This is a genomic window from Lactococcus taiwanensis, from assembly GCF_014905395.1.
In the GTDB taxonomy this organism is placed as follows: domain Bacteria; phylum Bacillota; class Bacilli; order Lactobacillales; family Streptococcaceae; genus Lactococcus; species Lactococcus taiwanensis.
This window is the reverse complement of sequence record NZ_BNDT01000002.1, coordinates 340,509-359,411: the sequence shown is the minus strand read 5'-3', so window position 1 is coordinate 359,411 and position 18,903 is coordinate 340,509. Positions and strand designations below refer to the sequence as shown.

Genomic DNA, 18,903 nt, shown 5'->3' with positions numbered 1-18,903 from the left:
GCACATGAAAATTGAAAAAATAATTAATCCAATTGCTCAGGAAAATACTTACCTCCTGAGCAATTCTTCTTTTAAACTCATTATCGATCCAGGAAGTGACCTTTCGGCACTGATGGAGCACATTAACCTTACTGACAGCCCGGTCAGTGGAATTTTACTGACCCATGCCCATTTTGATCACATCATGGGCTTAGAAGCACTCAAAAATGCTTTTCCAGCGGCTCCTATCTTTCTTCATGAGGCCGAAAAAGATTGGCCTAAAGATCCTTATTTCAACGCTTCAGCACTCCTCCTTGGACGCGAGGTGACAGCTCCCAAAGCTGATCATTTTTATAAATTTAATACTTCCTATGAGCTATCGGACTTTAAGTTCCGCATTTTAGAAACACCGGGACATTCAATAGGAGGAGTAAGTTTAGTTTTTGATGAGGAGGGGCTTGTTTTTACCGGGGATGCTTTATTTAAAAATGCAATCGGACGCTGGGACTTACCAACTGGCAATCACGCTCAACTGATTGATGCAATAGACAAACAGCTTTTTACCTTGCCAGAGCATTATATCGTCTTACCTGGACATGGCCCTCAGACCACGATTGGTACAGAAAAAACTTTTAATCCCTTTTTCAAATAAAAAAGTTACTGACCGCATAGTCAGTAACTTTTTTCATTTATCGTGCCTTTGGTCAAAAGAGAAGGGGCTTAGACTTGAATGGTTTGGCCAGGGTGAATCATTTGGTTAAGACTAAAACCATTAATGGCTGCCAACTGGTCCGCAGTCATTCCATGCGCCGTAGCTATCGAGTAAAGGCTATCGCCGTTTTGGATAGTATATGAAGAGGTACTTACAGTACTTGTGGCAGTCGTGCTACTTGTACTTGAAATTTGTAAACTTTGTCCGACTTGTAGCATTGAATTCACATCGCTGATTCCATTTATTGCCATCAGTGCCGAAACAGAAAGGCCATTTTGTTCGGCGATTGAGTAAAGACTATCGCCAGATTGGACAGTATAATTTCCTGTTTGAGCACTTGATGTTGAAGTGGATGTCACACGAGTGGCACTCGCTGTACTGGCTGTTCCACTCACCTGTAAAACTTCTCCCACATGGATGTCATTAGCATTTTCTAAACTATTAGCCGATACTAACGCATCTACTGTGGTGCCGTATTGAGCAGCAATAGCTGAAAGCGAATCTCCTTCTTGAACTTTGTAGGTACCTGTTGCGTTTGTTGATGCTGAAGAAGTCGTTGTAACTGATGTGGTTGTGACTGAAGTCACACCAGCAGAGATTTGTCCTCCCTCGTCATAAGCACTTAGACCAAGCTCTGCAATGATGCTGTTAAGCTTAGAAGCGTAAGTAGGATCAGTAGCATAACGTCCTTCGAGCCAAGCTGTTGCATCCAAATAAGAGCTGGTATTTTCACGCCAAGCCCCTGAATAATAAGAAGAACTTCTTAATAGTTGTGCTTGGGCCACACAGGCGTCATATAGCGAAGCATAAGCTTGGAAAGGTTCAACCACATTGACCATTGCACCGTCTACGTATTCTTGGGTAGGAAGGTATACAGGATTGCCAGAAGTATATTTGACCCCAAAAATATTATTATAATTGCTAGCTAAGCCACTTTGACCACTACTGGACTCTAAAATACCTTGTGCAATCATTACTGATGGGTAAAGCCCGTAGTCATTAGCGACAGGGACAGCAGCATTGATAATTTCTTGGACAGATGAGGCTTGGGCCTTAACTCCTCCGAGACCTGCAAGTGCGACTATTGATGCACCTAAAGCGAGTTTATGTTTTCGTTTCATTTGTTTTCCTCATAATAATTACAAAATAAGTGTGGTGCCTCTGCACCGTTTATAAATATACTTACTTCTAGTATAAAAATTTTCTAGCCATTTGTAAAGTGTTTCTCTCATAAATTTTTATTAAGGTCGTGATAAAGGATAACGTGAGCAAATTTTTACAATTCGTTTTATAATAGAAAGAGATAAAAAATGAGGTGAAAAGAATGACACACATTTATAAAAACATTACCGAATTAATCGGACAAACGCCTATTGTAAAACTACACAATGTTCCAAAAGAAAGTGCAGACGTCTATGTGAAACTGGAAGCTTTCAATCCTGGTGGTTCAGTCAAAGACCGGATTGCACTAGCTATGATACGAGCAGCGGAAGCTGATGGTCGTTTGAAACCTGGTGGAACTATTGTTGAGCCTACTTCTGGTAATACAGGGATTGGTCTTGCATTTGTGGGTTCAGCGCTCGGTTACAAGGTCGTCATTGTCATGCCAGAAAGTTTTTCCCTTGAACGTCGCAAACTCATTCAAGCCTATGGTGCCCAACTTGTTTTAACCCCTGCGTCTGGTGGGATGAAGGGCGCGATTGCTAAAGCCGAAGAATTAGCAAAAAACGAGGGCTACTTTCTTGCAATGCAATTTGAGAACCCCGCCAATCCTGAGATTCACGAGAAAACGACAGGAGCAGAAATCATTGATGCTTTTGGTCCCACAGGTCTTGATGCCTTTGTCGCTGGTGCAGGGACAGGAGGAACCATTACCGGAGTCTCTCATGCACTCAAAAAAGCGAATCCTGACGTAAAGACATACGTGGTTGAAGCTGATGAATCAGCCATTCTCTCAGGAGAGACTGCAGGTCCACATAAAATCCAGGGTATTTCGGCCGGGTTCATCCCAGGAAATTTGGATACACATGCTTATGATGAAATCATTCGTGTCAAAGGTGACGATGCGATTTTAACCGCCCGCAACTTAGGTGCTAAGGAAGGCTTCTTAGTCGGAATCTCTTCTGGGGCTGCTATCTATGCTGCGTTGAAAGTTGCTAAAGAATTGGGACAAGGTAAAAAAGTATTAGCGCTTGCTCCGGATAATGGAGAACGCTATCTTTCTACCACACTGTATGATTTCGAAGATGAAAACTAAGTTGCGCGTCTTTAAAAAGTTACTGACCAAGCTGTCAGTAACTTTTTTTATACTTCCCGACGGACATGACCTTGTTCAAATAATTGTCCCCACGTCATCGTTCCTAAGACATCGCTATTAATCACCTGATTAAGTCGGCTAATGTTAACGCCATTTGTACTGGTCGAGTCATGTAAAATAAAGCCACCCCCAAGGTAAATTGCTGCATGCTGTTCTTCTTCTGTTGCATCATCAGGAGTGATGAGTAAATCACCACGCGTTTTATCTGTCCAACTTTGTGACGTTCCTGTTTGTGCGAGCAGTGTGGTGGATGCAGCAAATTGATAAACAAGTGATTGACCACCCAAGCGATACATTTGCGCAATAAAACTTGAGCAGTCAAACTCATTATTAGCTACCGAGTCATCCGTCCGTCCCCCACCGTAAACATAAGGACTTTTTCCGACTAATTTAAGACCTGCCGCAATGGTTCCTTCAATAACCTGATTCTTTGTTTTCAACTTACTAGCGACAGCTTGATAAGCTTTGACCACATCGTCAGTCCCGTCTTTCTTTGTAAAGTAGTAATAATAGCCATCAATTTTCTTTAAACCATACTGCATTTCCCCAGTCTCAGGACTAAAATAAACAATCCCCTTATCAAGCGTGAGCAGTCCTGTCTTCATTTTCCCTGTAGAGGGGTCAAAATAGTAGGTGCTTCCTTTTATTTTTTGCAAGCCCGTTAGCTTGGTCTGCTTCAAATAAGCATAGGTCTGCCCTTCATTTTTTACAAGGGTAACCGAATCACTTGAACTCGTTTTTGATGTGGACTTACTCAGGGTCGTTTTTCCCCAAAACACGAGTAGAACGAGTAAGCAGGCAACTGTAACCAACAAGCCTGCTTTTTTCTTTATCCCATTTTTTTGCAATGAATTTTTTTGGTGTGCATTTCTTCGTTTTCTCATCTTTACTTTATACCATCTCTTGTTTAATGACAGCTTAATAAGCGAAGAAACAAAAAAAGCACCCTTGAGATGTCTTTTTTTTACTGACAGGCTGGTCAGCCGCTCACTTTTTCTAATTCTTGATAAATTTGTCTAAAAACAGTAAGAAATTGCTCAACTTCAGCCATATTGTTTGTGCTATCTAAGGAGAGACGTACTGCGCTCGTCGCGAGTTTATTGGGAACATTCATCGCCACAAGCGTTCCAGCTGCTGCATTCTTCTTTGAAGAGCATGCTGAGGTAGTTGAGATAAAAATATCATGTTGCTCAAATGCATGCACCACAACCTCACCTCTGACCCCGCGAATACCAAAAGTTAAAATATTAGGGGCAAATCCTTCTTTTTGGCTAAAGAGAACAACTTTATCGTGTTTTTTTAGCTCATTTTGAATCACTTCTTTCATCGCAGCAACTTTCTCACGCTTGAAAACTTCATCTGTCATCGCTAAGCGCAACGCTTTAGCCGTCGCAGCAATTCCCGCTAAATTTTCTGTGGTTGAACGCCGATTGTGCTCTTGTCCTCCGCCATGAAGAAGCGGAACCAAACGCTTACCTGACTTAGCAATGACTATTCCCACGCCGCGCGGACCATGAAATTTATGCGCGGATAAGGTAGCAAAGTCAACCCGTGACGTAAGCCAATCTGCAACGGGGATTTTACCAATGGCTTGTACAGCATCGACATGAAAAGAAATCGTTGGTTTATCTTTTAGTAATTCTGATAAAGCTGCAATAGGTTGGATTGTCCCCACTTCATTGTTGACTGCCATTACAGAAATTAAAATCGTTTCTGCTCGAATCAATTTTTTTAGAGCTTCTAGATCCACTGCACCTTGTGCATCTACGGGAGCATAATCTACCTCAAAACCTTGAGTTTTGAGCCACTCAGCAGTATTCTTGACGGCAGGATGCTCCACACTCGAAACAATAATATGATTTCCATAAGGGCGCTTTTCAAAGGCCACTCCTTTTAAAACCCAATTATCCCCTTCTGTTCCACCACTCGTAAAATATACCTCTTCTGCTTTTATGCCCAGCAATTCAGCAATTTGCCGCCGAGATGCTTCTAATAAGCGGGTTGCCGTGGTTCCTAAACTATGCAAACTAGACGGATTCCCCATAATTTTAGTTGAGACTTCAGTAAATGTCCGTAACACTTGTGGATCAATTGCTGTCGTCGCACTATTATCAAAATAAATCATTTTTTCATTCCTCATTTTCAAAATCAAGTACTATTTTATCACAAAACAAGGCAAATGAACGAGAGAAATAAAAAAATCATTGCATGTATCAGTGCAGCTTGCACTAACACCACAATAAAATCCAGTGAGATGGTTCTTTTGGTTTGGAATTGAAAAGCACTCCTTTCATTTTTCAAACAAAAAGAACCATGAAAATTCATGGTTCTTGATGTTTTATTGCGTTAATTATTTAACAGCGTCTTTCAATGCTTTACCAGCTTTGAATGCAGGGACAACTGTTGCAGCGATTTTAATTGCTTCACCAGTTTGTGGGTTACGACCTTCGCGAGCTGCACGTTCACGAGTTTCGAAAGTACCGAAACCGATCAATTGAACTTTTTCACCTTTTGCAAGGAATTCAGTGACAACTTCACCAAAAGCGTTTACTGCTTTTTCTGAGTCTTTTTTAGTCAATCCTGTTTTTGCTGCAACTTCAGCGATAAGATCTTGTTTGTTAGCCATTATAAAAATGTCCTCCATTTGTTTTTTACCTTAAACCTTAGGCAGTTTTCATTTTAGCAAATCTTGCCCCACATTGCAAGTCAAAATGCCGTTTTAAGCCGTTTTTCAGGCTTTTTTCATGAAATCAAAGACGAAATTTCCTTTGACCAAATCAATTTGATTTGCCTTCAAATAAAGATCCGATGCTAATTTGACTTTTGGCAGATTAATAATGAGCTGACTGTTCTTACTATCTACTTGTACAAAGTTAGGTAAGTTGTAAGATTTAAGCATCGCAAGGATATCTGAGGTTGGTAAACTCAAGTTTCCAGCGGAGATACTCTTCACTGACAAACTGACAGAGCCATCAGCCAAAGCTAAGGGTTCAAAATAGATATAAAGCGGGATTTTAGTACCAAAGAGCTGATAGGAAGCTTCAAGCACTGCTTCTTGTTCAGAGATATAAAACTTATAGGACATTTCATCAGTCTGATAAGGTTCTAAATAACTATTGATTAGCTCATTCAACTGTTCTGTTGTACTCGTGATCTGGGCTACTTTTTGATCTGACGTACTCGTTTGTTTCTGAGTAAGCACTGCTTGGTCACGTGGCATCATTACCCTAACAGCTACAAATAACACCCCTGCCAGATTGATTGCAAGCAAGATAAGAAATAACCATTTCCAAATAGGGTTTTTGGATTTAGAAGTTGGCTCTTTTTTCTCTTTGCTTGGTTTGGGATTCATTTTTCTTGTTTTTCGTGCTTGTGTTTCTTGATTTTCCATTTTTTCCCTATTCTAGAAGATTCATTTGTTGTTTAATTTTTAAAACTCTAGTTGCAGCCTGATGAATTTTAGTAGCAAATTCGGGCTCCGACTCCGCTTTAGCTATGACATGAGTGACCATCTCTGGGAGCTGAGCGGGGTCATTGGCCAAAACCATATCATTCCCCGCCTCTAGGGCAAGGCTGGCGCGTTGAGCAGGTGTCCATGCTTGAACCTGTGCAGCATTCGACAAGTCGTCTGTAATAACCAAGCCTTTAAACTTTAATTTTTCACGTAAAAGGCCCTGAACAACTTGACTTGAAAAAGCTGCAGGCATCTTGTCATCAAGTTGCGTATAGATAGCAGTAGCGGTCATGATTGAGGAAATATTTTTCTCAATCAGCTGCTCAAAGACTTTTACTGACGGGCTGGTCAGTGATGTCTTAGTATCCTGCACGTTTGCCGTAGTATCGGTATTGCCCGTGACAGCTCCCAAACCTGGAAAATGCTTCGCCGTAGTTAAAACCTGTGCTTCTTTCATTCCATCCGAAAAAGCTTTGGCGTGGCTCACAACTTCATCAGGAGTATAAGCGTACTGACGTCCCCAATAACCAATTGGAGCATTGGATGGTGCAAACTCAGCAGAAGCCACAAGATCCGCTACAGGCGCTAAATTAAAGTTCACACCAGCCGCGGCTAATGCACTGCCCCATTCACTAGCTTTACTTTTCAAGGTTTGCGGTTGCCAAGTTCCTTGTGTGATGCCATCAGGAATTGCCGTAAATTCTTCTCCTTGTAGTACTTGAACAGCGCCCCCTTCTTGATCACAGGCAATCAGAAGTTTGCGGTGCTCAGGCGCCAAATCTTGTAGGCGAGTGGTCAATTTTTTTGTCATTTGTACGCCAAGTGTTGAACGTCCTGTCAGGATGACGTTTCCCACCTGTAAATCTCTTAGCGCATATGCTGTGGCTTCATTGTAATCAGCAGCAGGCATTCCCACCATAAAGAGCTGACCCACTTCTTGGGCCAGTGAGAGTTTTTCTGAGGGAACCTTTTCTCTTTTGGCAGATGAGTCAGCATTTTTGATGCTAGACGAACTGGGTTTTTTCACCTGTTCGGGGTGAGACTTCGTCTTTAAGTTAAGCCCTACAGCAGCAAGTGCAACAATGATCAATGCAAAACCTAATCCAAAGAGACCAAGCTTATTTATTTGTTTTCTTGGCCTTTTTTTCATTTAACGATTGACCTCCTTATAACTGGCATACACTGCATCTGCCATAATTTGATAACCCGTATTATTTGGATGGAAATGATCCCCAGTATATAAAAGATTATTTGCCACAGATTCTGAGGATGTACTATCCGACTCAACAGCTTGTGTTCCTGTTCCCTTATAAAGCAGATCATTAATTGGGACAAAATAAGTATTTTTTTCCTTGCTGACCGTACTTTCAGTCGATTTGTTCCAACTATCCACCACATTTTGCATCACTGTCATCTCTGGAAAGTTAATATAAAAGGGATTATAGATTCCTAACACATAGATCTGTGCTTTAGGATTGTCTTGTCTTATTGTATCTAATAATTTTTTAACCCGCTTTTGGTAGGCCGCTTCGGGTTTGACGAAATCTTGTTCACTCATTGTTGATAATTTTGTCACATTATCACGTAAAACCTTCATCAAATCGTTGCCACCAACCGTCAAAGTGATCACATCCGCCTTCTTTAAACCTTTCGTTATCTTCTTTTGCTTTAACATACGGTTATAAATCTGCGTGCTCGTATCTCCCGCCTTGCCAAAATTCTGGCTAATGACCGAACTTCCTGTGCCGTTTTCAATCGCCTTAGCAAACAAAGGGACAAATCCACCTTGCGTTGTAGCATCGCCTACCCCCTCGGTCAAAGAATCCCCAAGAGCAGCATATTTAATTTTCTTCTGTGTAATGACCGTTCGTTTTTCACCTGAAAAGCGATTTCCCGCCTTTGGAAACACTAGCCAAAATACACAAAAAATGAGCAAAATTGCCAGCAAAAAGCCGGCAAATGTACGTAAGAAGTTTTTCATTATTTTTTCTTGCAATCTTCCTTTTAGAATGAAAATTACAATTTATTCCTCTCATTCATAATCAATCATAATCGCCCAAGCGCCAGGACCAGTATGTGTTGCAATGGTTGTATTCGTATCCATTATAGCGATTGGTTTCTCTACAAATTTTTGCAGAACATCTCTTGCTTTTTGAGAAAATTCAAGCCCTTGAGCATGAGAGATGCCAATTTCTCGAATTTTACGTCCTGAAGCGCTGATATGATTTGCCAATTCATCTAACCATTTATAAAAGGTCTTATTACCCCGTCCACGCAAAAGAGTGTTGAGCTCGCGATTTTTCAAATCGCCAATTACCCGTACATTTAAAAGGCTACCAAAAAGTCCCGTCATTCGGCTGACACGACCACCTTTTACGAGATTTTCTAAGGTTGAAAAACCAATATAAAGCTCGGTAGATTGACGAATATGGTCGACCTTTTTCAAAATGTCAGCCTTAGTTGCGCCCGCTTTTGCCATACGAGCAGCTTCAACCACCTGAAATTTTTGCGCTTGGTCGGTAAAATCACTATCAAGGACCGTCACATCATGTCCAGAAAGCATCGCTCCCTGCCGTGCGGCTTCAACTGTTCCTGACAAGGTCTCCGTCATATGAATGGAGATAACCTCATCTCCTTGCGCTGCAATATTTTCATAAACTTCTGCAAAGACACCTACCGGAGGTTGACTTGTTTTTGGAAGATTTTTCGTTTCAGCCATCTTGACCATGAAATCTTCAAACTTCAAATCTTCATCTGAATACATGACCCCATCAATGGTTACGGATAACGGAACGATAGTAATGTCAAGTTCACGAACAAGCTCTGGTTCAATCGTAATGGATGAATCTGTCACAATTTTTACTGGCATATTTACTATTTGAACTCACTTATTTCCTGAATAGAAACTCGCAGGTTCAATTCCTTTTCTATACAATTTGTGCTATCATATATTATAACAAATTTTCAGTTGGAAAGAGCAAAAAAGGTTGAAAAACATATTTTTTTGACTTCATAACTTCACTTAAATTTGCTTGACCAAGGGATAAACACAATAATCGGAGAAAAAAGATGGAAACACAAAGTTCAAGAACTTATCAGATTCTTAATGAAATATTTAATGCAATCACGCATGGCATTGGTGTAGGCTTATCTATTGCTGCGTTAGTCTTACTCATCTTAAAAGGAGTGGCTTCTGGTTCTGCCCTTGCTGTAACAGCTTTTGCCATTTATGGTGCTTCACTGGTCATGCTTTTTCTCTTCTCTACCTTAGCTCACAGTCTTCACTTCACTCGCGCCGTAAAAGTTTTTCGTGTTTTTGATCATAATGGAATTTACCTTCTAATCGCAGGAACTTATACTCCCTATTGCTTAGTTGCTCTCAACAATTGGCTCGGTTGGATTGTATTAGCTATTATTTGGATCTGCGCCATTTTGGGAATTGTGTTGACTTCAATTTACTTACCGAAGTGGGGAAGAACTCCTAAATTATCAACTATTTTATACGTTGTACTTGGTTGGATGATTTTGATTGTAATTTATCCCCTTTGGCAGGCAATTGATCCTATTGGTTTTTGGCTTCTGGTTCTTGGTGGAGTGGTTTATTCTGTTGGTGCTGCTATCTATCATTTTCGATTTCCCTTTGCTCATGTGGTCTGGCATTTGTTTGTCTTATTGGCAGCTGCACTTATGTTTATCTCGGTGTATGGCTACGTGGGATAGTTCATCTTAAATAAAAAAGCCCTCTTAGTGAAGGCTTTTTTTATTTGTAGACAGACGCTAAAACATACCCCTCAAGGCGTTTAAGGAGTTGCTGAGACTCCTCGACGTACAATGTCGTTTGTCGAGTGGTTTTGGTATCTGCAAAATGAAGGATAACTTGATGGGGTCCTGGATATTCTTTTAAAAGCTGCGAAATTTTCTGATTATGCTGTCCATTGGACACATTCAACCAAAGTTTTCGTTCTGTTTCAAAAACAGGTACTAAACGCTCGGCTACCATTTGTAGCGCATCATTGCGTTCAGTAATTTTTCCAATAATAAAGTAAAAATTACCCGTCTCAAGCACAGCCATAACTTGACGATAGTTTTCAGGGAATAGGGTTACATCTAATTTCTCACGACTATCTGTTACTGTCAAAAAAGCCATTGTTTGACCATTTTTGGTACGATGGGTCCGAATTGTGCTTACTTCGACTAAGAGAGTCGCTCGCCTATTTTTCTCTAAACTAGTAAGGGGGGTAAAATTCCCCTCCAGTTTTGCTGCCAAGCTTTGCAAAGGATGAGGAGTAATTCCTACCCCTAGGAGATTTTTTTCATATTCGTATTTTTCAGCTTGCGTATAGTCGGGTGCATCTTGATAACTAAATTTTAAAAGACTGTTTTCAAATAAATCCATCTGAAATGTTTGATGATAGTTAATCAAAGCTTCTAAATTCGCTGCAAGCTGGCCACGATTAGGACCGTCAGTCTCATCGAAAGCGCCGATGCGTATCAAGGGTAAAATCATTTCAACTTTTTGGAAATTTTGTGGCGCCTGCTTGATTAAAGCGCTCAAATCCTCGAACGGCTGATGTTCAACTATCCAACGTGAGAACTCACGAGAAAATCCTTGAAGATGTGCAAAACCTAAACGAATCTTCCCCTGTTTAACAAAATCACCCATTTTTATCGTATTAATTGAAACGGGAACAATACGGTAGTTTTGTTCTAGCGCATCCCCTAAAAGTAGCTCTCGTTTACGGTCTCGAAGCTGTATTTCATAAAATTCATCAGGAAAATTAGCCTTGAAATAAGCAATCTGAAAAGCCAGAGCAGCATAGGCATAAGCATGTGATCGATTAAAACCGTAATTGGCAAAACGTTCAATCAAGTCATAAATGGTTTCTGCCTGTTCTTGACTATGTCCGTTGCTTATGGCAGAGTTCAAGAATTCTACACGTAGTTCCTCTAACTCATTTCCCTTTTTTTTGGAAATGGCCCGGCGTAACAAATCAGCTTTTCCTAAAGAAAATCTCGCAAAAGATTGCGCTACCTGCATGATTTGCTCTTGATAAATCATGATACCATAGGTAGGAGCCAAGATATCAGAAAGGGCATCATCTACCACTGGTACTCTCTCTTTTCCATGCCGACGTGCTACAAACTGGGGAATGAACTGTGAAGGTCCTGGCCTAAAAATAGACGTGGCATCCACAATGTCATCAAACTTGCTAGGGGCTAACTGGCGTAAAAAGCGGCGCATTTGTGGGTTTTCAAACTGAAAAATTCCCAAGGTGTTTCCTGCACGAAATAGAGCCAACGTTTTTTCATCTTCCAGATTTATTTCGAGCGGATCAATATCTAACTTTTGGCGTGACTTTACTAACTCTCTTATCCGAGTAATCAAAGTGAGATTTCTTAAACCAAGAAAGTCAATTTTCAAAAGCCCAATTGCTTCAACATCGGGTGCTTCGTATTGAGTTAGGGCGAGATCTTCCGAAGGTTTCAAAGCCACGTAGTTGACTAGAGGTTCTTCTGATAAGACGACACCCGAAGCATGAGTAGAAGTCTGACGTGGCATTCCTTCAATGCGCTGCGCTACCTCATAAATACGTTTGAGTTTTGCATTTTTTAACACTTCTGCCTTAAATCTTTGATTATTCGCATATTCATCAGCAAGATGATCATAACGTCGCATAAGCATACGAGTAATGTTACTCAACTCTGCCTCACTCATCCCAAACGCCTTCCCTACGTCACGTAGTGCCTGACGTTTTCCTAAGGTTGAAAAAGTAACAATCTGTGCCACGTGTTCGGAGCCATAACGATTTTTCATATAAGCCAAAAGATCCGCGCGGCGGTCATCTGGCATGTCTATATCAATATCTGGCATCGCAACCCGTTCTGGATTGAGAAAACGCTCAAAGAACAGATTATTTTTTACTGGATCTACTTGCGTGATTCCCAAAACATAGGCTACAAGTGAGCCAGCCGCAGAGCCTCGCCCCATTCCGCAATAAATCCCTTGTTTTTTTGCGTAGCGCAATAAATCAGCTACAATCAAAAAGTAATCATCAAACCCCATCTGATGAATCACTGTTAGTTCTGATTCTAACCGTTTTTGGTAGTTCGGAAGGGCTGCTTCATCAACCCCTGATGCTACTCTAGCTGACAGACCTGTCAGGGCCGTTTCACGGAGTAATTCATCAGCTGCTCGCTTTTTATCAAAACGTGGTAATTCTAATTGTTCTGTAAAATCATAGTTAATTCCCTTTGTCAGGGCTGACAGATTTGTCAGTGCTTCAGGAAAATGTTGCCGAAAATATTGCTCATATCCCTCGGGTCTTTGTAAAAGTTCCCGATGGCTTGTGGTTAGTGTTTCATCAAAGCGTACCCCATCTCTCACCGCATGAAGTATAGACAAGAGCTCATGATCCGAAAAATTGAGATAGCGGACGGTTGGAAAAGCAAGGACGGGAAGAACAAAAGAGGTCCCGATAGGCGTCGTTTGATCTATACCCACGTAAGCACCCTCAGCTATTACTGACAGCCTGGTCAGTTCATTGAGCTGACCGTAAGCTTCAGGAATAACCACAGCCAGTCCCGCCAAGAAAGCTTCTATCTCTGTAAACTGCCTCCTCCCATAATTATAAAGAGTGGAAATCCGTAATAGATTTTTGTAACCTTGTGTGTCCTTAGCGATAAAAGAAAAAGCAATAGGGATGCCTTGCCATTCAAACGTTAACTCTGAACCTATCACAGGCTGCAAACCTAGCGCTTCTGATTTTTTCACAAAACGAAAAGCAGCATGGAGATTCCCAACATCGCAGATACCAATGCTTTCATATCCTAAACGCACAGCAGTTTCCAGATAATCATCAATTTTGACCATGCTATCTAAAAAGCTGTATTCTGTTTTTGTATTAAGTGGTGCGAACATGCTTCTCCTTTCGTTGATGGGTCTAATTTGCTACTGACCAAGCTGTCAGTAAGCTTTTGAACACATTACTAAGTCCTTTACTTCTATTATACTTGATTTCTAGTAAAATTCCGCTTATTTTATCATTAAATAAAAAAAGCTGATTGCCTTATTTCGATTGAGAAACATTACATTTTCATAACAACTTTTTTGATAGCGCTCTAATCCTTTACTTAACTTAGTGTTAAGTTTTTTACTTATGTCAGCAAAAAACCATGTAACAAGCTTTCATGACCTTCCTTTTTAGAAAGAAAAAGTTGAATATGTTTTTCTGTCATTTTGTTACGCTAAAAAAACTTAATGATAATTAAAAATAATTTTTTCAAAATGAAAACGCCAGACATTTTAAAAAAATTTTCACCAAATAGCTCTAAAAAATAGGTTTTTTCTACTCTATTTTAAAACACTTTCTGAGGAAGAATTATAGGTGTAACATATTTCTAATTTTTAAGCCAGTAAAACGACTTCGTGCCAGTAAAAACCTTGCTTTTTCCCCTTAATTTTTTCAAAAATTTGAAACCAAAAACCCATTTGACGTCAAAAGTTTTTTACATTATAATTGACGAGCTGTTGTTTCCGAATGTCTTTTTTTAGACCAATACAGCAATAAAAAAATTTATAGAACAGGAAAGGTATAATGACAGTGCTAGTTTTAGCTGGAACAATTGGAGCGGGCAAAAGCTCGCTTACAGAAATGTTGGCGGAAGAATTAAACACGCAAGCTTTTTATGAAAGTGTCGATGACAATAAAGTCTTGCCCTTATTCTACGAGAATCCTCAAAAATATGCCTTCTTATTACAAATATATTTTCTTAACAAACGCTTTGATTCTATCAAAAAAGCGTTATCCCATAATAACAATGTCTTGGATCGTTCCATCTACGAAGACAGTCTTCTCTTTCATCTGAATGCGGACTTAGGTCGAGCCGATGAAACTGAGGTTGAAGTTTACGATGATCTCCTCCAAAACATGCTCGAAGAAATCGATAGTCTTTCTTTCAAAAAAAGACCTGATCTCTTAATCCACGTCAAAGTTTCCTTTGATAAAATGCTTGAGCGCATACAAAAACGTGGCCGTGTCTACGAACAACTGGACTATGACCCCAGTCTCTATGACTATTATAAAGAACTCAACAGCAGATACGACAAATGGTTTGAAACATTTAATATTTGTCCCAAAATCCAGATAGATGGCGACCGGTATGATTTTGTTGAAGATCCTACCGCCCGAACAGAAGTTTTACGCCAAATCAAGGAAAAATTAAAAGAAATAGAAGGAGAAAGAGCTTAATGAATGTCACAGTATTTTTGTCGTCCCGCGATGGAAAAAATCCCCTCTACAAAAAAGCAAGCTCCCACTTAGGCGCACGCCTTGCCCAAAGCGGGCATACTTTAGTGTATGGAGGATCTAAAGAAGGTTGTATGGGCGCTATTTCTGATGCAGCACTCTTACATCATGGACGCGTGATTGCCGTTTACCCTGATGGCTTTCTCCCTCTTGAACCGCCCCGTCAAAATGCTAGTCAGCTTTATCTGACTAAAAGTATGGATGAGCGCAAACGCAAGTTGATCGATCTTGGCGATGCGTTCGTAGTAATGCCCGGCGGTTTTGGAACAATGGAAGAAGCTTTTCAACTTCTTACCGAAATGGCTATCAACCAAACACGCATACGCCCTGTCATCTTTGTCGGAAAAACTTTTTATTCTTCCCTCTCTCATTTTATTCAACTTCAACTTAAGGAGGGGATGCTTTCTTCGGAGGTAGCCTCAGCCATGCACTTCGTAGATAATATTGAAGAAACTATAAATCTATTAGGAGAAAATCATCTTGAACAAGCAATTTAGCCAACCTGTCAAAGTTTACCTTGCCGCTCCCTTTTTCAGTGCTCAACAAATCCAAAAAGTAGAGCAACTAGAACAAGCATTAGAAAAAAACCAAACCGTTGAAAGCTTTTTTAGCCCCATGCGGTGCCAACATCCAGAAGGCTTAGCTCCTGATGTTGCACAATATACTCCTGCATGGGCAAAAGCAACCATGGAAAATGATGTCAAAGAAGTCGATAAAGCAGATGTTATTGTCGCTATCACAGATTTTGATGGTCAAGATACAGATTCAGGAACAGCTTGGGAACTCGGCTATGCGATTGGTACAGGTAAACCAACTTATTTGCTCCGCTATATTGAGGATCTTCCTACCAACATCATGCTTACCGAACGCAATACAGCTTTCTTCACCCATCCCGAGCAAGTCGAACGTTATGATTTTCTCACTTCTCCATCTATCCCTTATGACGGAAAATATCAATAACCATTTATTTTTTATAGACCGGTTTCACCCAAGTCTTTATTCCCTTTATTAAATCGTCTTAAATTTGAAATTTAAGTTAATTTGTATTATACTGGACTCGGATATAAAAATAATGGAAAGAAGCGTAAATATGAAACTTATTGTGACACTTTTCTGGTCTCTTGCACTGGGGCAAGTCGTTGGTTATGTGGCAACTGCCCTTGCTGGCGTTCCAGACCCTGAACTTTGGACAACCATCGTTTCACTTGTCTTCGGTCTTTTTGTCTACCTTTTCCAAGCAGTAGCTATCGAAAAAGAAGCTAAAGCCAACTAAAAATACGACATTCATACGTATTAAAAACAGAAAAGAAAGTTTCTTCCCATAGAAGGAACTTTCTTTTTTTACATTATGGCTTGCAAATCTGAGAAAAAGCTTTATAATTTAATGTGGAACAAAATTCCGCTTAAAATAAACTTAACGAAAGGAGAGCGCTCAAGCTTTGAAAGGTCGACCCAAACCCGCATTAATAATTGCTTATTTTGTCAAATTGACCAAGTCTGGCGCTCTTCTTGCGCCGACTTTCTCTAAAAACAGTTAAACACTTGATCTATTTTACAAAACAAGATTTTATCGTTCAACTGAAGCTTGAACCATGCTATTAAATGGCTCCAACTCCAATAAATAAAAACAAAGTTGTTTGTCTCGTTAACGGACGGATTCACCGTGTATCAGGTGGTGACTTTCTCGAGAACCTCGATCCAAGTCTACAAACAGTTATCATGCGGGATTATCCCGAAGCAACACCTCATGATTTTATCTGTAATGAACACCAGGTTAAATTTCGTCTGGAGGTCTTAGACACCCTATTTCACCTTGATCTTCAAAAGAATTTCACGGTAAACGATCAACTTAATGAAGAACTCATGAAGGCTAATTTTGAGATTCATGACGTTGAAGAACAGCTTCAGACCCAAGAAACCATCGGTGAACGTGTCGCTGATAAAGTTACTGAATTCGTTGGCTCTTGGGCTTTCATTATCACTTATCTCGCTATCCTCGTTGTATGGATGTTCGTGAATGTTACAGGACTTTTTGGAGTAGAATGGGATAAATATCCTTTTATCTTACTCAATCTTTTCCTATCAATCACCGCAGCCATGCAGGCCCCACTCATTATGATGAGTCAAAATCGTGCTGCTCACCACGACCGTCTTTCAGCTAAGAATGACTTCCAAGTCAATGTCAAATCTGAAAAAGGAGTCGCAGCACTTCATGAAAAGCTAGATCACTTAATGATGGATGACCAAGCCTCTAATATGCAAATCCAAAAAATCCAAACTGAAATGCTTGGGGATATCCAGATTTTGCTTAATGAAGTTTATCAACAAAATCAAGATATTCGTGAGCGTCTAGATGACGTCGAAGATCAACTTGATGATTTTGAAGAAACGCTTGACAACATTGAGGAAAACACTGATGATGAGGAAGAAGAAAATCTCAATACGAATTAAAAAATACTGCCTTTGCAGTATTTTTTATTACTCTCTAATAAAAAAACCTGACTTTCCGTCAGGTTTTAATTTCTCCTAATTCTCAACAGCAGCTTTTACAAATGCTGCATACAGTTCTTCTGCATGATTAGGACGAGATTGAAGCTCTGGATGATACTGAGCAGCCACAAAGAATTTATTTTCTGGGATTTCGACGATTTCAACCAAACGGTTATCAGGCGAAACTCCTGAGAATACAAAACCGGCTGCTTCGTATTGTTCACGATATTTATTGTTAAATTCATAACGATGACGATGGCGGCGTTGAATTACTTCCGCACCATTGTATGCTTCTTGTGCTTTAGAACCTTTTTTGAGTTTTGCAGGATACAGACCTAAGCGAAGGGTTCCACCCATCTCTTCCACATCCACTTGATCACGCATAATATCAATAACAGGGTATGGTGTTTCAGGGTCTAACTCAAAAGAATTAGCCTTTTCTAGACCGAGCACGTGACGTCCAAACTCCACGCAGGCCATTTGCATACCAAGACAGACTCCCAAAAATGGCACATCATTTTCACGAGCAAATTTGATAGCCGCAATCTTACCTTCCGTACCGCGATGACCAAAACCTCCTGGCACAATCACACCTGAGGCATCTTTCAACCGCATTGCCACGTTTTCATCGGTCAACTCATTCGCGTTAACCCAGTCTACATGCACTTCTGTGTCAAGTGGAAAGCCACTGTGTTTTAAGGCTTCAACCACAGAGATATACGCATCTGGCACCTCAATGTATTTACCAACCATCGCAATATTAACTTTTTTCTTCAAGTTCATAACTTTATCAACCATTGCTGACCATTCTGTCATATCGGCAGCTGGTGCAGTGAGGTTTAAGTGATCACAAACGACTTGATCCATATTTTGCTCTTGTAGATTAAGTGGGATTTGGTAAAGATGTTCCACATCTAATGATTCAATAATCGCTTCAGGTGCAACATCACAGAACATGGCAACTTTGTTTTTCATCTCAGTTGTTATTGGAACTTCGGTACGCAAAACAAGCATGTTAGCCTGAATTCCCATTTCTCGTAAAGTTTTAGTAGCATTTTGAGCGACTTTAGTCTTCAACTCTCCTGCTGCGCGCAAATTGAGGATAGGAACGGTATGAATGTACATCACATTATCAGCACCCATATCATTTTTCATCTGGCGAATCGCCTCAATCATAGGCATTCCTTCCATATCTCCAACAGTTCCGCCTACTTCTGTGATAATTACGTCTGCATCACTCGTGGTTGCAGCGCGCATGATTTTATCTTTAATCATATCGGTAACGTGTGGAACCATTTGAACTGTTGCACCAAGATATTCACCGCGGCGTTCTTTTTGAAGGATTTCATTATAAACTTTACCAGAAGATACAGAAGAATACTTGTTCAAATTAATATCGATAAAGCGTTCATAATGTCCCAAATCAAGGTCTGTTTCAGCTCCGTCATTTGTAACAAAAACTTCTCCATGTTGGTAAGGGCTCATTGTCCCTGGGTCAATATTAAGGTAAGGGTCAAATTTTTGGACTGCAATTTTAAGTCCACGATTTTTGAGTAAGCGACCAAGTGAAGCAGCGACAATACCTTTACCCATTGACGAAGTCCCACCACCAGTGACGAAAATATACTTTGTTGACATCTAAATC

Annotated in this window: 18 protein-coding genes; 8 read left to right on the top strand and 10 right to left on the bottom strand. The window is 40.3% G+C overall.

Annotated features, from left to right (window positions below):
• The first annotated feature begins 4 nt into the window (after window positions 1–4).
• Window positions 5–631, top strand: a complete 627-nt coding sequence (locus JKP71_RS04030) for an MBL fold metallo-hydrolase (RefSeq protein ID WP_200407112.1) — start codon at window positions 5–7, stop codon at window positions 629–631.
• Between the two features lie 68 nt (window positions 632–699).
• On the opposite strand, the gene JKP71_RS04025 is transcribed toward JKP71_RS04030, so the two are convergent.
• Window positions 700–1,812, bottom strand: coding sequence for a LysM peptidoglycan-binding domain-containing protein (locus tag JKP71_RS04025; protein ID WP_200407111.1), 1,113 nt, complete (start codon window positions 1,810–1,812; stop codon window positions 700–702).
• Between the two features lie 203 nt (window positions 1,813–2,015).
• Here JKP71_RS04025 and cysK point away from each other — a divergent pair, with 203 nt between their 5' ends.
• On the top strand, window positions 2,016–2,948 hold the full coding sequence (cysK, locus tag JKP71_RS04020) for a cysteine synthase A (RefSeq protein WP_200407110.1): 933 nt from the start codon (window positions 2,016–2,018) through the stop codon (window positions 2,946–2,948).
• A 47-nt stretch (window positions 2,949–2,995) separates the two neighbouring features.
• On the opposite strand, the gene JKP71_RS04015 is transcribed toward cysK, so the two are convergent.
• The 7 genes from JKP71_RS04015 to fakB all read right to left on the bottom strand — a co-directional run bounded on the left by JKP71_RS04015 (window position 2,996) and on the right by fakB (window position 9,331).
• Window positions 2,996–3,892, bottom strand: coding sequence for a C40 family peptidase (locus JKP71_RS04015; protein ID WP_200407109.1), 897 nt, complete (start codon window positions 3,890–3,892; stop codon window positions 2,996–2,998).
• Window positions 3,893–3,987: 95 nt separating this feature from the next.
• Window positions 3,988–5,133 carry a cysteine desulfurase family protein gene (locus JKP71_RS04010; RefSeq protein WP_200407108.1) on the bottom strand — a complete coding sequence of 382 codons (1,146 nt, stop codon included), beginning with the start codon at window positions 5,131–5,133 and terminating at the stop codon, window positions 3,988–3,990.
• A gap of 225 nt (window positions 5,134–5,358) precedes the next feature.
• Window positions 5,359–5,634, bottom strand: a complete 276-nt coding sequence (hbs, locus tag JKP71_RS04005) for a non-specific DNA-binding protein Hbs (RefSeq protein WP_010905402.1) — start codon at window positions 5,632–5,634, stop codon at window positions 5,359–5,361.
• Between the two features lie 105 nt (window positions 5,635–5,739).
• Window positions 5,740–6,399, bottom strand: coding sequence for a YpmS family protein (locus JKP71_RS04000; RefSeq protein WP_082272281.1), 660 nt, complete (start codon window positions 6,397–6,399; stop codon window positions 5,740–5,742).
• 7 nt (window positions 6,400–6,406) lie between these two features.
• Complete coding sequence (locus tag JKP71_RS03995) at window positions 6,407–7,612, bottom strand: glycoside hydrolase family 3 N-terminal domain-containing protein (RefSeq protein ID WP_200407107.1); 1,206 nt, start codon at window positions 7,610–7,612, stop codon at window positions 6,407–6,409.
• On the bottom strand, window positions 7,613–8,443 hold the full coding sequence (locus JKP71_RS03990) for an SGNH/GDSL hydrolase family protein (protein ID WP_200407106.1): 831 nt from the start codon (window positions 8,441–8,443) through the stop codon (window positions 7,613–7,615).
• 51 nt (window positions 8,444–8,494) lie between these two features.
• A complete protein-coding gene (gene fakB, locus JKP71_RS03985; protein WP_200407105.1) occupies window positions 8,495–9,331 on the bottom strand; it encodes a DegV family protein in 837 nt (278 codons plus the stop codon).
• 200 nt (window positions 9,332–9,531) lie between these two features.
• Here fakB and trhA point away from each other — a divergent pair, with 200 nt between their 5' ends.
• Window positions 9,532–10,182 carry a PAQR family membrane homeostasis protein TrhA gene (gene trhA, locus JKP71_RS03980; protein WP_200407104.1) on the top strand — a complete coding sequence of 217 codons (651 nt, stop codon included), beginning with the start codon at window positions 9,532–9,534 and terminating at the stop codon, window positions 10,180–10,182.
• Window positions 10,183–10,222: 40 nt separating this feature from the next.
• Here trhA and JKP71_RS03975 read toward each other — a convergent pair whose 3' ends face one another.
• Complete coding sequence (locus JKP71_RS03975; RefSeq protein WP_200407103.1) at window positions 10,223–13,381, bottom strand: DNA polymerase III subunit alpha; 3,159 nt, start codon at window positions 13,379–13,381, stop codon at window positions 10,223–10,225.
• Window positions 13,382–14,057: 676 nt separating this feature from the next.
• Between JKP71_RS03975 and JKP71_RS03970 the strand changes: the two genes are divergently transcribed.
• The 5 genes from JKP71_RS03970 to JKP71_RS03950 all read left to right on the top strand — a co-directional run bounded on the left by JKP71_RS03970 (window position 14,058) and on the right by JKP71_RS03950 (window position 17,219).
• Window positions 14,058–14,711 (top strand): deoxynucleoside kinase, encoded by a 654-nt coding sequence (locus JKP71_RS03970; protein WP_075524696.1) that lies wholly within the window; start codon window positions 14,058–14,060, stop codon window positions 14,709–14,711.
• The gene (locus JKP71_RS03965; protein WP_200407102.1) at window positions 14,711–15,265 is read left to right on the top strand and encodes an LOG family protein; all 555 of its coding nucleotides are present in this window, start codon (window positions 14,711–14,713) and stop codon (window positions 15,263–15,265) included. Before JKP71_RS03970 ends, JKP71_RS03965 begins: the two co-directional genes overlap by 1 nt.
• A complete protein-coding gene (locus JKP71_RS03960) occupies window positions 15,249–15,728 on the top strand; it encodes a nucleoside 2-deoxyribosyltransferase (protein ID WP_200407101.1) in 480 nt (159 codons plus the stop codon). The genes JKP71_RS03965 and JKP71_RS03960 overlap by 17 nt, the downstream gene beginning before the upstream one ends.
• 112 nt (window positions 15,729–15,840) lie before the next feature.
• A complete protein-coding gene (locus JKP71_RS03955; protein ID WP_082272282.1) occupies window positions 15,841–16,041 on the top strand; it encodes a YjzD family protein in 201 nt (66 codons plus the stop codon).
• A 329-nt stretch (window positions 16,042–16,370) separates the two neighbouring features.
• Window positions 16,371–17,219, top strand: a complete 849-nt coding sequence (locus JKP71_RS03950; protein WP_075524700.1) for a DUF1003 domain-containing protein — start codon at window positions 16,371–16,373, stop codon at window positions 17,217–17,219.
• A 75-nt stretch (window positions 17,220–17,294) separates the two neighbouring features.
• Here JKP71_RS03950 and pyrG read toward each other — a convergent pair whose 3' ends face one another.
• Window positions 17,295–18,896 carry a CTP synthase gene (gene pyrG / locus JKP71_RS03945; RefSeq protein WP_075524701.1) on the bottom strand — a complete coding sequence of 534 codons (1,602 nt, stop codon included), beginning with the start codon at window positions 18,894–18,896 and terminating at the stop codon, window positions 17,295–17,297.
• Between the last annotated feature and the right edge of the window lie 7 nt (window positions 18,897–18,903).